Here is a 16,295-nt window from a genome sequence, read left to right as displayed (position 1 = left end):
CATCGTCAATAGTGAAATGTCACTCGAAAAGTGATCGGGGGAGCAATTGATCGATTCGTTGCATTGGATTACGTCTCTGGGAGAGCAGGGTCACCGGTCGCCATTCCGGATCGCACTTTCCGACCTCAACCCTGAGCTTCGATATTGATCTCGCAGATAAAAAAAGCCAACCTCAAGGTTGGCTTTTTTCATTTACTGCGTCAGAGCCTTATCACTAACCTGGCATAGTTCTCACGTTCTCCGTCATCGAACAGGTAACCCTATATGAGCAGTATGTGTATGTATATATATATTGACAGTAAATGTCATAGACAAATATGCTGGCGCGCTAATCATGCGAAACCTCGAAATTCGTCAAAAAATTGGCACCCGGCTCCTGGAAGAACGCACGCGCTTATGCCTGTCCCAGCAAGCGTTGGCTGATGCCATCGGCGGCTCCCGCCTCAGTGTGAGCAACTATGAAAATGGGCGTAGTTCTCCGGCGGCTGAAACCATGGCGGCTATGGAGGCCATTGGTGTCGACATACGCTTTGTGCTGACGGGGCTGCGATCCGCCCCGTCAGCTATCGATCGCAATCGCTTCAGGCAGGCATTTATAGAGGTCCAGCGACAGGTCAAAGCCAATAACGAAAAATTGGATGTCGAAGCTTGCCTCAGCCACGTTTGGCGAATTTACGATGCTCTTGAAGCGATAGCGTAGATACGCAGCAAAGGCTAAGCCAAAGTCCATACCGAATCATAAAAATTTCTCAATGCCAATCAAAAAATCCGACCTTTATTCAAAACTCTGGGCCAGCTGCGATGAGCTTCGCGGCGGCATGGATGCAAGTCAGTACAAAGATTATGTTCTAGTACTTTTGTTCATCAAGTACATCAGCGACAAATACGCCGACCAGCCCTTCGCACCCATTCAGATACCAGCGGGTGCTAGCTTTGCCGACATGGTGGCGCTGAAGGGTAAGAGCGACATCGGCGACCAGATAAATAAGAAGATCATCCGTCCGCTCGAAGAGGCCAACCGTCTGCGCATCAAGGCAGACTTCAATGAAGATGCCCTGTTGGGGCAAGGCAAGGAAAAGGTCGACAAGCTGACCAACCTGATCGGCATCTTCGAATCCAAAGATCTGGACTTCTCCAAGCATCGCGCCGATGGCGATGACATCCTCGGCGATGCCTATGAATACCTAATGCGCCACTTCGCCACCGAGAGTGGCAAGAGCAAGGGCCAGTTCTACACGCCGGCCGAGGTGAGCCGTGTAATGGCCCAGGTGCTGGGCATCGCAAAGGCCAAGACCAACCCCAACACCACGGTGTACGACCCAACCTGCGGATCGGGCTCGCTGCTGCTGAAGGTGGCCGAGGCCGCGCCCACGCCGGTCAGTGTCTACGGCCAGGAGAAGGAAGAGGTCACCAGCGGCCTGGCCCGCATGAACATGATCCTGCATCACAACCCCGGTGCGGTGATCGAGCAGGGCAACACGCTGACCGACCCAAAGTTCCTGGACAGCGACCAGCTCAAGACCTTCGACTACGTGGTGGCCAACCCTCCGTTCTCCGACAAGCGCTGGAGCAACGGCCTGGTGGGTGATGATGCGTACAAGCGCTTCGAGGGCTTCGGCACGCCGCCCGACAAGCAGGGCGACTACGCCTACCTGCTGCACATCATCCGCTCCCTCAAGAGCACCGGCCGGGCTGCCTGCATCCTGCCGCACGGCGTGCTATTCCGCGGCAATGCCGAGGCCGAGATCCGCAAGAGCCTGGTGCGGCGTGGCCTCATCCAGGCCATCATCGGCCTGCCGGCCAACCTGTTCTACGGCACCGGCATCCCGGCCTGCATCCTGGTCATCGACAAGTCCGGCGCGGCGGCCCGCAAGGGCATCTTCATGATCGACGCCGCCCAGGGCTTCATGAAAGACGGCCCCAAGAACCGGCTGCGCGAGCGCGACATCCACCGCATCGTCGATACCTTCACCACACTGGACGCCAGTGACCCGCGCTACGCCCGAATGGTGGGGCTGGACGAGATCGAGAAGAACGACTTCAACCTCAACCTGCCGCGCTACATCGACAGCAGCACGCCGGAAGACCAGCAAGACATCGATGCCCATCTGAACGGCGGCATCCCCGAGACCGATGTGCAGGCGCTCAGCCGCTACTGGGCCGTGTGCCCGCAGCTGCGGGCCGCGCTGTTCAAGCCTCGGCGGCCGGGATCGTTGGACTTGGCCGTGGCGCCCGCCGCCATCAAGCCCACCATCCACCAGCACCCCGAGTTCCAGGCTTTCACTGCCGCCATGAACGGGCACTTCGACCAGTGGCGCGCGTCTGCGGCGGAGCACCTGAAGTCGCTGGACAAGGGCAGCTTCCACCCGAAGGACCTGATCAAAGGCGCCGAAGGCCTGCTGGACCACTACGAACACCAGCCGACCGCCGAAAAGCTGATCGCCCCCTACGCCGTCTACCAGCACCTGATGGACTACTGGGCCGAGACCATGCAAGACGACGCCTACCTGATCGCCGAAGACGGCTGGAAGGCCACGCCCTACCGCGTGCTGGAGACCAAGAAGAACAAGGACGGCACACCGGGCAAGACGGTGGACAAAGGTTGGGCCTGCGACCTGGTGCCCAAGGCGCTGCTGGTGCAGCACCACTTCGCTGCCGAGCAGGCTGAGCTGAACAGGCTATCCGTCGAGCTGGAAAGCACGCTGGCCGCGCAGACCGAGCTGGAAGAAGATCACAGCGGCGACGAAGCCGTGTTCGGCGGCTTCGACAAGATCAACGACAAGGAAGTGAAGTCGCGCATCAAGGAGATTGGGCGTGATGCGGAGGCAGCTGATGAGCTGGCCGTGTTGAAGCAGTGGCTGGACCTGTCGGAACAGGCCAGCGGCCTGAAGAAACGCATCAAGACGCTGGACGCCGAGCTGGACACCAAGGCCCTGGCCCGCTACCCCACGCTGACGCCCGACGAGGTGAAGGCGCTGGTGGTGGACCATAAGTGGATGGCGGCACTGGATGTGCCCGTGCATGGCGAGTTGAACCGCGTGAGCCAGGCGCTGACCGGGCGGGTGAAGGAGCTGGCTGAGCGCTATGGGCGGACGATGCCGGAGCTGGCGCAGCAGGTGGACGACCTGGAGGCGCGGGTAGCGGGGCATCTAGCAAAGATGGGGTTCGCATGGAAGTGAGAGAACCAAGCACGCGACGTTTGACCGATACCGGCACTCAACTAACTGAATTCGGCGCCCTACCGAAGGACTGGTCGGTTGTCCCTCTCACCTCCCTGGCCGAAAAGATCATGGTCGGGATTGCGAACGCCGCCACCCACGCCTATCGCAGCACCGGGGTGACGATGTTTCGAAACCAAAACATCAGACCTGGCTTGCTGGACACCCAGGACGTGCTGTACGTCGATCCGCACTACGAGCTGACCTATAAGAACAAGCGGCTCAAAGCCGGCGACCTACTCACAGCCAGGACAGGCTACCCGGGTACAACGAGCCTGGTTCCGGCTGGTTTCGATGGCGCTCAGAGCTTTACGACCCTGATCACGCGACCCCGACCAGGTTCCGTTGATCCCCAGTACCTCTGCCTATACATCAACGGCAGAGCAGGTCAACGCTACTTCGAGCAGGCTCAGATCGGCGGTGGGCAGAAGAACGTGAACGCCGCCTCGCTCAAGCTGCTTCCTGTTGCGCTTCCTAGCACCGACACCGAACAGCGCGCGATAGCCCGCGCACTCACCGACGCGGACGCCCTCATCGACTCGATAGAACAACTGCTGACCAAGAAGCGCCAGATCAAGCAAGGTGCCATGCAGGAACTGCTCACAGGCAAGCGGCGGTTGCCGGGGTTCGAGCAACGCTGGAATGAGGTGAAGGTGCGCCAACTGGGCACCTTCTTGAAGGGCTCTGGCATCAAGCGCGAAGAAGCGCTGAGCGGCGATTTGCCGTGCGTGCGATATGGGGAGATCTACACCACCCATTCGGACCACGTCCGCAGCTTCAGCTCGTGGATTTCTTCAGCCGTTGCATCCTCTGCGACCCTGCTTCGCAACGGTGATCTGCTGTTTGCCGGGTCTGGTGAGACCAAAGAGGAGATTGGAAAGTGCGTGGCATTTCTCGATGAAGGTCCCGCATACGCAGGCGGCGATATCGTCATCCTGCGCCCGACGGTAGACGCTGACTCGATGTTTCTGGGCTACCTGCTGAACACGCCAAGCGTAGTACGCCAGAAAGCAAGTAAAGGACAAGGCGATGCTGTGGTTCATATCAGCGCCAACGCCCTCGGCGAAGTTGAAGTGATGTTGCCTCAACCGTCAGAGCAAGCCGCAATCGCGAGAGTCTTGTTCGACATGGACACCGAACTCGCTGCGATCGAATCCCGCCTCACCAAAGCCCGCGCCCTCAAACAAGCCATGGCCCAAGCACTGCTGACCGGCCGCATTCGCCTCGTGGAGCCCACCGTATGAACCGACCGGCCAAGCGCTACTACCGCGTGATGCTAGGCCGCCAGAGCGTTCATGCGGCCGAATGCCTGGCGGGCAGTTTCATTGGCGCTGACTTCGGCATCGAGCAGGATCTGAGCGGCCAGTTGCCCGAGGAGTGGCGGCAGTTCAACGCCGCCTTCATCCCGGTGTTCCTGACCGGCCACCCAGACAAGAGCAAGATCGCGGCGGGCCTGGCCTGCGGTGCGCTGTGGACGGTGGCCAAGGGCATCCGTGCCGGCGATGTGGTGCTGTGCCCGGATGGCACTGGCCAGTACCACGTGGGCGAGGTACAAGGCGGCTACCACTACGCCCCCGGCCAGGTGCTGCCCCACCGCCGCCCGGTGAAATGGCTGCCGCTCACCATTGCCCGCGCGGCCATGAGCGAGGCGCTGCGCAACTCCACCGGTTCCATCGGCACGGTGAGCACTATCACCGAGCACCACCAAGAGATCGAGCAGTTCCTGGCCGCGCTGCCCGGCCAGGCCGCACCCAACATCGTCGCCACCGACCCGGTGGTGGAAGACCCGGTGGCCTTCGCGATGGAGAAGCACCTGGAGGACTTCCTGGTGAAGAACTGGGCGCAGACCGAGCTGGCTCAGCACTTCAAGATCTACGAGGAAGACGGCGAGCTGGTGGGTCAGCAGTACGGCACCGATGCCGGGCCCATCGACATTCTGGCCGTCAGCAAGGACGGCCAGCGCCTGCTGGTGGTGGAACTCAAGCGCGGCCGCGCGTCCGACGTGGTGGTGGGCCAGATCCTGCGCTACATGGGCTACGTCAAAGAGCAGATCGCCGAGCCGCATCAGACCGTGGAAGGCGCGATTATTGCGCTGGATGATGACCAGAAGCTGCGCTGGGCTTTGCAGATGGTGCCTAGCGTCAGCTTCTACCGCTACCAAGTGAGCTTCAAACTGATCAAGCACTGACGACAGCCAACAAGAGCTGCGCAGAGAGGAAACCAGATGAACAACGTCAGCAAGCCAGAACGCGCCACCCAGGACCGGGTGATCGAGCTTTTCACCCAGAAGCTGGGCTACCGCTACCTGGGTGACTGGTCAGAGCGCGAGGGCAACCACTGCATCGACGAAGAGCTGATGACGGCTCACCTGGCAGGCCAGGGCTACAGCCCAGCGCACATTAGTGCGGCCCTCCACCGGCTGCGCGCCGAGGCCCTGCTGCACGGGCGCACGCTCTATGCAGCCAACCAGGCGGTGTACCAGTTGCTTCGCTATGGCGTGTCGGTGAAGGTGGCGGCCGGCGAGGTGAGCGAGACCGTTCACCTGGTGAATTGGGACCAACCTTCCAGCAACGACTTCGCTATTGCGGAAGAAGTGACGCTCAAGGGCGGCCACGAGCGCCGGCCCGACATCGTCCTGTACCTCAACGGCATCGCCGTGGGCGTGCTGGAGCTGAAGAACAGCCGCGTGGGCCTGGGTGAAGGCATCCGCCAGTGCCTGTCGAACCAGCAGCCGGAGTTCAACGACTGGTTCTTCAGCACGGTGCAGTTGGTTCTGGCCGGCAACGACTCGGAAGGCCTGCGTTACGGCACCATCGAAACGCAGGAGCGGTACTTCCTGACCTGGAAGGAAGATGAGGCGGACAACGCGGGCTACAAGCTCGACAAGTACCTGGCCAAGCTGTGCAGCAAGCCGCGCTTGCTGGAGCTGATGCACGACTTCGTGCTGTTCGACGGCGGGGTGAAGAAGCTGCCGCGGGTGCACCAGTACTTCGGCATCAAGGCCGCGCAGGCGCATGTGCAGCAACGGCGCGGCGGCATCATCTGGCACACGCAGGGCGCCGGCAAGAGCATCCTGATGGTGCTGCTGGCCCGGTGGATTTTGGAAAACAAGCCCGCAGCACGCGTGGCCATCATCACCGACCGGGATGAGCTGGATCGGCAGATTGAGCGTGTGTTCAAGGATGCGGGCGAGACCATCCACCGCAGCCAGAGCGGGCGCGACCTGATGGCCCAACTGGCCCAGCCCAACCCGCGCCTGCTGTGCTCGCTGGTGCACAAGTTTGGCCGTCGCGACGTGGACGACTTCGATGCCTTCATTCGCGAACTGGCCGGGCGGCCCAGCCTGACGCAGGGCGAGATCTATGTCTTCGTGGACGAGTGCCACCGCACTCAAGGTGGCAAGCTACACCGGCTGATGAAGGCCATGATTCCCAATGCAGTGTTCATCGGCTTTACCGGTACGCCGCTGCTCAAGAATGATGCACAGACCAGCATGGAGGTGTTCGGCGGCTACATTCACACCTACAAGTTCGCTGAGGCCGTGGAAGACAAGGTGGTACTGGACCTGGTATATGAGGCCCGAGACATCGACCAGAAGCTGGGCAACACCGATCAGATCGACCAGTGGTTCGAGGCCAAGACCAAAGGCTTGAACGACTGGCAGAAAGATGAGCTGAAGAAGCAGTGGGGCACCATGCAGAACGTGCTTAGCTCACGCGCTCGCATGGACCGGGTGGTAGCCGACATCGTGTTCGACTTTGCAGTGAAGCCGCGGCTGTCGAACGAACGCGGTAACGCTATCCTGGTGGCGTCTAGCATCTACGAAGCCTGCAAGTACTTCGCGCTGTTCGGCAAGACGGTGTTCAAGGGCCGCTGCGCGGTGGTCACCTCGTACAACCCGCAGGCCTCGGACATCAGCAAGGAAGAGACCGGCGCCAACACAGATACTGACAAGCAGTTCATCTTCAACACTTACACCGAGCTGCTAAAGGACGTGGTGTCCGAACCCGGCAAGACCAAGACCGAGACCTACGAGCAGCAGGTGAAGGAGCGTTTCATCAAGGCGCCCGCGCAGATGAAGCTGCTAATCGTGGTGGACAAACTGCTGACCGGCTTTGACGCCCCGCCTTGCACCTACCTCTACATCGACAAGTCGATGCAGGACCACGGCCTGTTCCAGGCGATTTGCCGCACCAACCGGCTGGACGGCGAGGACAAGGACTTCGGCTACATCGTCGACTACAAGGACTTGTTCAAGAAGGTGGAGAAGGCCGTCGCGGTCTACACCGCCGAGCTGGACCACAGCGCGGGTGGTGCTGACCCGGAGATCCTGATCAAAGACCGGCTGGAAGCCGGTCGCGAACGGCTGGACGATGCCTTGGAGGTTCTGGCCCAGCTATGCGAACCGGTGGAGCCGCCCAAGGGTGACCTGGAGCATATCCACTACTTCTGTGGCAATACCGAGATTGCTGAAGACCTCAAAGCGCACGAGCCTTACCGTGTGGCGCTCTACAGGGCCGTGGTGGCGTTGGTACGGTGCTATGCCAATTTGGCAGACGAGTTGGAGGCAGCGGGCTACACGGCGGCGCAGATCGACAACCTCAAGTCACTGCAAAAGCACTACCTGAACCTGCGTGAGATTATCCGCAACGCGGCCGGTGAGACGTTGGACCTGAAACCCTATGAGGCGGACATGCGCCACCTCATTGACACCTACATTGAGGCGCAGGCGCCGAGGAAGATTTCGCCGTTTGACGGCATCGGTCTGTTGGACCTGATCGTCAAGACCGGTATCGCCGATGCGATTGCGGAACGCCTGGGCGCCATGAAGGGTAACAAGGAGTCCATCGCCGAGACGATCGAGAACAATGTTCGTAGCAAGATCCTGAAGGAGCAGCTGACAGACCCGGCCTACTTCGCCAAGATGTCGGCGCTACTAGAAGAAATCATCCGTCTACGCAAAGAGAGGGCGATCGAGTATGAGGACTACCTAGCTCGTATCGCCGACGTGGCTAGGCAGGTGAGCGCGGGCAAGTCCGACGACACACCTGTGCTACTGAAAACGGCAGGCCAGCTTTCCTTGTATAACAATCTGAAGAATCATGTGGCTGCCGATGCCGCACAGGTGCCAGAGTCTCTCTATGTCGACAAGGCGGTAGCGCTGGACATGGCATTAAAGCTGGATGTCGCCATCAAGGCTAAACGGCCCGACGGTTGGCGTGGCGTGGTGGCAAGAGAGCAGATGGTCAAGCAGATCATGTTCGATGTGCTTCTGGACATCAAGGAAGTGAATCGCCTGTTCCCCATCGTCTATGCACAGAAGGAGTACTGATTCATGCGGGACGTGCTCGATCTAGGCGAGTTGCATGCGGAGGTTACCCGAAAGGCCATCAAGCATGTTCACCTGAGCGTGCTGCCGCCGGCCGGTAAGGTCCGCGTGGCAGCGCCGCTGAGCATGCCGCTGGATACGATTCGCTTGTTCGTAGTGTCGAAGCTGGGTTGGATCCGCTCGCAGCAGCGTAAGCTGCAGGCCCAGGAGCGCGAGACACCTCGCGAATTTTTGAACAAGGAAAGTCACTATCTGTGGGGCAAGCGGTATCTGCTGGAGATCATCCATGCAGATACCCACTCTACTGTCAGCCTGAGCCCCCGGAAGCTGTACCTGCAAGTACGCCCTGATGCCGACCAGGCCAGATGCGAAGAGGTCTTGGACGCTTGGTATCGGCTACAGGTGCGCGATGCGGTACCAGCATTGCTTGACAAGTGGGAACCCATACTGGGAGTGAAAGCCAACAAAGTCTTCGTGCAGCGTATGAAGACCAAGTGGGGTAGCTGCACACCTGAGTCCGGTTACATCCGGCTCAACACAGACTTGGCCAAGAAGCCACCAGAATGCATGGAGTACATCGTTGTGCATGAGTTGGTTCACCTGCTGGAGCCAACGCACAACGAGCGTTTTATGGCGTTGATGACCTTGTATCTACCGAACTGGCAACACCTGCGTAAGCAGCTCAATCAACTTCCTGTCCGCCATGAAGACTGGGGTTATTGAATAGGAAAAAGCATAACTTGAGGATGGCGGTTTTTTGGCTTTGATGGATTTGTATTTATCTCATTGTTGATTTTCTCGCGGATTTGGCCCTCTCCATTTTTGCCCCACCTGCCACCGTCTACCAAAGGCGGCCACAGTGCCCAGCGCCCTTTATATGCACGCAATTCAACAACATTATTAGTCGAGCATTTACCACGTCGGATCCAGCGACAAAAAAAAAGAGAGCCGCTAAGGCTCCCTTTTTACTTATTGTGACTCACAAGTGCCGGAATTTTTCAAGAATTGAGTCCAGAAATTTTCACTAACTTGGCACATTTATCACTTTCTGTGGCATCTGACAAATATCAAACGTCAATATTCCCCGCCTGCAGCGCATTACTTTCGATAAACGCCCGACGCGGCTCCACATCATCCCCCATCAACGTCATGAAGATCTGATCCGCAGCAATGGCGTCTTCGATCTGCACCTTCAGCAAGCGGCGCACGGTAGGGTCCATCGTGGTTTCCCACAGCTGCTCGGGGTTCATTTCGCCCAGGCCTTTGTAACGTTGCTTGTTGACGCCGCGCTCGGCTTCGTCGCGCAGCCAGGCCATGGCCTGGCGGAAGTCGGTGATGGCTGATTCCTTGCGCTTTTCGCCGGTGCCGCGGGCGATGACTGCGCCCTTGCGGATCAGGCCCTTGAAGGTTTGCGCGGCGGTGTTCAGGACCTGGTAGTCGGGGCCGCTGGAGAAGTCGGCGTCGATCACGGTAGCCTTGATGTTGCCGTGGTGGCGGCGCTGGATGTGCAGGGCGAGCTTCTCGGAGAGCTCGTCGAGCTTGGCGACGACTTGCACGGTGGGGTCGTTGATGGCTTTGGTGAGCTCTGCCGCGGTGGCTTCGGCCTGGGCCAGGTTGTCCATCTGCAGGGTGACGCCGGCGTTCATGATGGCGTCCAGCGCGGCGCCGTCGATGGCGCGCGAGAGGCGCATGATGATGGCGTTGGCGGTGTTGTACTGGCGGGCCAGTTCGACCAGGGCGTCGCCGCTGATGCCGGGGGCGTCTTCAGCGGGCTTCAGTTCTGCGTCGTTCAGGGCGATCTGCGTCATGTATTGCGCTTCCTCGATGTCGTCCTTGAGGTAGCGCTCGTCCTTGCCGGCCTTGACCTTGTAGAGCGGCGGCTGGGCGATGTAGATGTGGCCGCGCTCGACCAGCGCCGGCATCTGGCGGTAGAAGAGGGTGAGCAGCAGGGTGCGGATGTGGGCGCCGTCGACGTCAGCGTCGGTCATGATGATGATGCGGTGGTAGCGCAGCTTGTCCGGGTTGAATTCGTCGGCGCCGATGCTCGTTCCCAGGGTGGCGATCAGGGTGGTGATCTGCTCGGAGGAGAGCATCTTCTCGAAGCGCGCCTTCTCGACGTTCAGAACCTTGCCGCGCAGCGGCAGGATGGCCTGGAACTTGCGGTCGCGGCCTTGCTTGGCGGAGCCGCCTGCGGAGTCACCCTCGACGATGTAGAGCTCGCACAGGGCCGGGTCGCGTTCCTGGCAGTCGGCCAGCTTGGAGGAGAGGCCCAGGCCGTCCATGACGCCCTTGCGGCGGGTCAGCTCGCGCGCCTTGCGGGCGGCTTCGCGCGCGCGGGCGGCTTCGACGATCTTGCCGCAGATGATCTTGGCGTCGTTGGGCTTTTCCATCAGGAAGTCGGTCAGAGTCTTGGCGACGATTTCCTCGACCGGGCCGCGCACTTCGGAGGAGACCAGCTTGTCCTTGGTCTGCGAGCTGAACTTGGGCTCGGGCACCTTCACGGAGAGCACGCAGGTGAGGCCTTCGCGCATGTCGTCGCCGGAGACTTCGACCTTGGCTTTCTTGGCCAGGTCGTTTTCTTCGATGTACTTGTTGATGACGCGGGTCATCGCGGCGCGCAGGCCGGTGAGGTGGGTGCCGCCGTCGCGCTGCGGGATGTTGTTGGTGAAGCAGAGCACCTGCTCGTTGTAGGCGTCGTTCCATTGCATGGAGACGTCCACCGAGATGTTGGTGCCCTGGTCCGATTGCTTCTCGCCGGTGGCCTGGAAGATGGTCGGGTTGAGCACGCTCTTGTTCTTGTTGATGTATTCAACGAAGCCGCGGGTGCCGCCTTCGAAGGCGAAGTTTTCTTCCTTGCCGGTGCGCTGGTCGGTGAGCTTGATGTGCACGCCGTTGTTCAGGAAGGAGAGTTCGCGGATGCGCTTGGCGAGGATTTCGTAGTGGAACTCGACGTGGGTGAAGATCTCTTCGTCGGCCCAGAAGTGGACTTCGGTGCCCTTCTTGTCGGACTCGCCGACGACCTTGATGGGGGAGACCTGGATGCCGTCGATGGTTTCCAGTTCGCGGTTCTGCACCACGCCCTTGGCGAACTCCATGGAGTGCACCTTACCGTCGCGGCGGATGGTCAGCAGCAGCTTCTTGGACAGCGCGTTCACGCAGGACACGCCCACGCCGTGCAGGCCGCCGGAGACCTTGTAGGAGTTCTGGTCGAACTTGCCGCCGGCGTGCAGTTCGGTCATCACGATCTCGGCGGCGGAGCGCTTGGGTTCGTGCTTGTCGTCCATCTTCAGGCCGGTGGGGATGCCGCGGCCGTTGTCGGTGATGGAGATCGAGTTGTCGGCATGGATGGTGACGTGGATCTCGCTGCAGTAACCGGCGAGGGCTTCGTCGATGGAGTTGTCCAGCACTTCGAACACGAGGTGGTGCAGGCCGGTGCCGTCAGAGGTGTCGCCGATGTACATGCCTGGACGCTTGCGCACCGCTTCCAGGCCTTCCAGGATCTGGATGGAGGAGGCGCCGTAGCTTTGTTGCGCGGAATTGGTGTTATCTGCGGGGCTGGAGGACATGGTTACCTTCTGAAAAAGCTAGCCGTACGACTAGGGGACTGCAAATGAGCGGCAAAGAACGTCGAGAAACTGAATTCTTAAAAGCGACTGAGGGGCCGTCTCGGACGGCCCCTCGTTCGCTTGAAGCGGTATTGCTTAGATGCGCATCGGCATGACAACGTATTTGAAATCGGTGTTGTCCGGGATGGTGACGAGGGCCGACGAGTTGGAATCGCCCAAGGCGATGTTGACGTAGTCGTTCTTCAGGTTATTGAGCACGTCGAGCAGGTAGCTGACGTTGAAGCCGATGTCGACGGTGTCGCCGCCGTAGTCGATTTCCAGCTCTTCGACCGCTTCTTCCTGGTCGGCGTTGGTGGAGCTGATCTTCAGGCTGCCCGGGGCGATCACCCAGCGCACGCCCTTGAACTTGTCGCTGGTCATGATGGCTGCGCGCTGCAGCGAACGCAGCAGCTGCTCGCGGCCGATGGTGAAGCCGTTCTTGTAGCCCTTGGGCACCACGCGGGTGTAGTCGGGGAACTTGCCTTCCACCAGCTTGGAGATCAGCTCGATGTCGGCGAAGGTCAGCTTGACCTGGTTGTTGGCGATCTCGAGTTTGACTTCGTCGTCGCTTTCATCGAGCAGGCGTTGCAGTTCGATGATGGTCTTGCGCGGGATGATGACTTCCTGGCGCGGGAAGTCCTGTTCGGTCTCGACCTGGCAGAAGGCCAGGCGGTGGCCGTCGGTGGCGACCGCGATCACGTTCTTGCCTTCGACCACCAGCAGCAGGCCGTTGAGGTAGTAACGGATGTCCTGCTGGGCCATCGAGAAGTGGACCATGTTGAACAGGTGCTTCAGGGTCTTTTGCGGCAGGGTGACCTGGGCGTTGTACTGCTCGGCCTGGGCGACGGTGGGGAATTCTTCCGCGGCCAGGGTCTGCAGCGCGAAGCGCGATTTGCCGGATTGCACCGTCATGCGCTTGTTGGACAGCGAGATCGAGACTTCGCCGGAGTCGGGCAGGGCGCGCAGGATGTCGAGCAGCTTGCGCGCGGCCACGGTGGTGGCGACGACATCGCTGCCGGAGCCGACTTCGGCGTGCGTGGTGATTTGCACTTCGATGTCGGTGGACAGGAAGGAGACCTTCTCGCCGTCCTTGCGGATGAGGATATTGGCCAGAATCGGCAATGTGTGCCGACGCTCGACAATACCGCTCACGATCTGCAGAGGACGCAGGAGCGTGTCTCGTTGGGTTTTAACCAATTGCATAGTCTGTTTGTCCTTGCTAGTAGTGGTCATTTAATGGATGCCATTGGCGGGGCGTCCGGTCGTGCAAATGTCGCGCGTGTTCCTCCTCGGGTGAAAAACAGCTGCATGCAGCCTGAACCGGCCTGAATACGCAACGCTCCTGCATTTGCCCGTCCGGTCACTGCCGGTCTGAAACCCGTTCCGATGACGCCGGCATGTGGATCGCCCGGGGTTGTTGCTGGTTTCTCAACGCCCCCTTGGCAATGCGGTGCCATGGCAACACTTTAGGAACATTTGGGGTTAATTCCTCGAAATTAAAGAGATTTTCCCCGAAGTTTCCGTGATAGATCGCGGATTTTCTACGTTCTGGGCGGCCCTGTCGTCCGCCGGCGAAATATCGCCTTCCATTGTACCAAATCATGCCCCGTCCTTAGCATGCGAGAGGGGAGGAAAGAGGGAGTTTTGGTGGTGGGGTGGGTTGGGGTGGGTTGGGGGTGAGGGGTGGATTGTGCGGGTGGTGTGGGTTGGGGTGGCTTCCGCTGTGTCATCGCATTAGCTTGCCTTGCTCCACCCCTCCAGCAGTTGGTTACCTTAATCCGTCGTCCCCGCGAAAGCGGGGACCCAGTGACTTTCTTTGCGCATCCATCAACGTCGCTGGGTCCCTGCTTTCGCAGGGACGACGGGAAGGGGCGGATTGTACGGGTGGCGAGTTGGGTTGGCTTCGGCTATCTCCTCGCCGCTCCTGCTCCGGCGGCTTGACGCCTTGATCCGTCTTCATTCGCCGCGGCGTGTTATTGCCGCTATCCGTCATCACCGTTACTCGTCGTCCCCGCGAAGGCGGGGACCCAGTGACCTTCTTTGCGCATCCACCAACGTCGCTGGGTCCCTGCTTTCGCAGGGACGACGGGAAGGGGGTGGATTGTGCGGATGGTGGGCTGGGTTGGCTTCGGCTATCTCCTCGCCGCTCCTGCTCCGGCAGCTTGACGCCTTGATCCGTCTTCATTCGCCGCGGCGTGTTATTCCCGCTATCCGTCATCACCGTTACTCGTCGTCCCCGCGAAGGCGGGGATCCAGTGTCTTTCTTTGCGCATCCATCAACGTCGCTGGGTCCCTGCTTTCGCAGGGACGACGGGGAGGGGTGGATTGTGCGGATGGTGGGCTGGCTGGGTTGGCTTCGGCTATTTCTTCGCCGCTCCTGCTCCGGCAGCTTGATGCCTTGATCCGTCTTCATTCGCCGTGGCGTGTTATTCCCGCTGTCCGTCATCACCGTTACTCGTCGTCCCCGCGAAGGCGGGGATCCAGTGACTTTCTTTGCGCATCCATCAACGTCGCTGGGTCCCTGCTTTCGCAGGGACGACGGGACGGTGGGTGCTGGGGGCTCGGTTGTTCGAGGTCCTCCCTTACCTGTCGTCCCGGCGCAGGCCGGGACCCAGTGGCGTTTGTCATGCCTCGACGTCGGCTGAACGGGCAATGAAAATGCCGCCCGGCTTTCGCGCGGGCGGCATGTTCATCAGGCGGAGGAGAAAGCGCTCAACCCTTGAGCGTCTGCTCCAGCACGTGCAGCTCGTGGTTGCATTCCGGGCTCTTGGCGCGGTCGGCGGCGATCTTGCGCACCGCGTGCAGCACGGTGGTGTGGTCGCGGCCGCCGAAGAGGTCGCCGATTTCCGGCAGGCTCTTCTGGGTCAGCTCCTTGGCCAGGTACATGGCGATCTGGCGCGGGCGGGCGATGTTGGCCGGGCGCTTCTTGGAGTACATGTCGGCGACCTTGATGTTGAAGAAGTCGGCGACCGTCTTCTGGATGTTTTCCACCGAGATCTGGCGGTTCTGTACCGAGAGCAGGTCCTTCAGGGCTTCCTTGACCACGTCGATGGTGATGTCCTTGCCGTGGAAGCGCGAGTAGGCCAGGATCTTGCGCAGCGCGCCTTCCAGCTCGCGCACGTTGGAGCGCAGGTGCTTGGCGACGAAGAAGGCGACGTCGTCGGACAGCACCACGTCTTCGGCGGCGGCCTTCTTCATCAGGATGGCCACGCGCATTTCCAGCTCGGGCGGCTCGATCGCGACCGTCAGGCCGGAGTCGAAGCGGGAGATCAGGCGGTCGTCCATGCCGCTGATTTCCTTGGGGTAGGTATCACTGGTGATGATGATCTGCTTCTTGGCGGCGATCAGGGCTTCGAAGGCGTAGAAGAACTCTTCCTGGGTACGGCTCTTGCCGCCGAAGAACTGGATATCGTCGATCAGCAGCAGGTCCAGCGAGTGGTAGTAGCGCTTGAAGTCGTCGAAACCCTTGCGCTGGTAGGCGGTGACGACGTCGCGCACGTATTGCTCGGCGTGGATGTAGCGGATCTTGGCGTTGGGGTTATCCACAAGCACCTGGTTGCCGATGGCGTGGATGATGTGGGTCTTGCCCAGGCCCACGCCGCCGTACAGGAACAGCGGGTTGTACGAGGTGCCGGGGTTGTTGGCGACCTGCGTGGCGGCGGCGCGCGCCAGCTGGTTGGCCTTGCCGGTGACCAGGTTGTCGAAGGTCAATACCGAGTTGATGCGCGACTGCTCCTGGCGCGGCGCCACGGCGCGCACCGGTTCCGGTTCGGCGTCGTAGGGCTGGGCGCTGGGCAGGCCCAGGCCGGAGATGCCGGCGCCGATGCCGGCCGGGTGGCCATTACCGAGCTCGGCGCCGGCGGCGGGCGCGGCCGCCGCTGCGGCGCGGCGGGCCTGGCCCACACGCGGATCCAGCACGAATTGCACTTCGATCGGGGATTCCCAGTAGTCGCAGGCGAGGTTGGTGATGCGGCTGGCGAACTGGGCCTTGACCCAGTCCAGCTTGAAGCGGTTGGGCGCGGCGATGCGCAGCAGCCCGTCCTCGTAGTCGAGCGGGATCAGCGGCTTGATCCAGGCGCTGTATTGCTGAGGCGTTAGCTCCTGCTCGAGTTTAGTGGAGCAGGTCTGCCAGAAATTTTCCAT

Annotated in this window: 9 protein-coding genes; 6 read left to right on the top strand and 3 right to left on the bottom strand. The window is 60.5% G+C overall.

Annotated features, from left to right (window positions below):
- Positions 1-334: 334 nt before the first annotated feature.
- Genes Herbaro_RS00045 through Herbaro_RS00020 form a run of 6 tightly spaced genes read left to right on the top strand, consistent with a single transcriptional unit; the run spans position 335 to position 9,270 of the window.
- Positions 335-700, top strand: a complete 366-nt coding sequence (locus Herbaro_RS00045; protein WP_275011826.1) for a helix-turn-helix transcriptional regulator — start codon at positions 335-337, stop codon at positions 698-700.
- Positions 701-752: 52 nt separating this feature from the next.
- The gene (locus tag Herbaro_RS00040) at positions 753-3,179 is read left to right on the top strand and encodes a type I restriction-modification system subunit M (RefSeq protein ID WP_275011825.1); all 2,427 of its coding nucleotides are present in this window, start codon (positions 753-755) and stop codon (positions 3,177-3,179) included.
- A gap of 20 nt (positions 3,180-3,199) precedes the next feature.
- Entirely contained in the window at positions 3,200-4,462 is a 1,263-nt protein-coding gene (locus Herbaro_RS00035; RefSeq protein ID WP_275011824.1) for a restriction endonuclease subunit S, read from the top strand.
- Positions 4,459-5,406, top strand: coding sequence for an endonuclease NucS domain-containing protein (locus Herbaro_RS00030; protein WP_275011823.1), 948 nt, complete (start codon positions 4,459-4,461; stop codon positions 5,404-5,406). Before Herbaro_RS00035 ends, Herbaro_RS00030 begins: the two co-directional genes overlap by 4 nt.
- A 36-nt stretch (positions 5,407-5,442) precedes the next feature.
- Positions 5,443-8,550, top strand: coding sequence for a type I restriction endonuclease subunit R (locus Herbaro_RS00025; protein WP_275011822.1), 3,108 nt, complete (start codon positions 5,443-5,445; stop codon positions 8,548-8,550).
- 3 nt (positions 8,551-8,553) lie between these two features.
- Entirely contained in the window at positions 8,554-9,270 is a 717-nt protein-coding gene (locus tag Herbaro_RS00020; protein ID WP_275011821.1) for a M48 family metallopeptidase, read from the top strand.
- Between the two features lie 344 nt (positions 9,271-9,614).
- On the opposite strand, the gene gyrB is transcribed toward Herbaro_RS00020, so the two are convergent.
- From gyrB to dnaA, 3 genes are all read right to left on the bottom strand, one after another.
- Positions 9,615-12,113 carry a DNA topoisomerase (ATP-hydrolyzing) subunit B gene (gene gyrB / locus Herbaro_RS00015; protein ID WP_275011820.1) on the bottom strand — a complete coding sequence of 833 codons (2,499 nt, stop codon included), beginning with the start codon at positions 12,111-12,113 and terminating at the stop codon, positions 9,615-9,617.
- Between the two features lie 135 nt (positions 12,114-12,248).
- The gene (gene dnaN, locus Herbaro_RS00010; RefSeq protein WP_275011819.1) at positions 12,249-13,355 is read right to left on the bottom strand and encodes a DNA polymerase III subunit beta; all 1,107 of its coding nucleotides are present in this window, start codon (positions 13,353-13,355) and stop codon (positions 12,249-12,251) included.
- Positions 13,356-14,864: 1,509 nt separating this feature from the next.
- Positions 14,865-16,295, bottom strand: coding sequence for a chromosomal replication initiator protein DnaA (gene dnaA / locus Herbaro_RS00005; RefSeq protein WP_275011818.1), 1,431 nt, complete (start codon positions 16,293-16,295; stop codon positions 14,865-14,867).

It is taken from the genome of Herbaspirillum sp. WKF16, assembly GCF_028993615.1.
In the GTDB taxonomy this organism is placed as follows: Bacteria; Pseudomonadota; Gammaproteobacteria; order Burkholderiales; family Burkholderiaceae_D; genus Herbaspirillum.
This window is presented reverse-complemented; position numbering and strand designations above follow the sequence as displayed.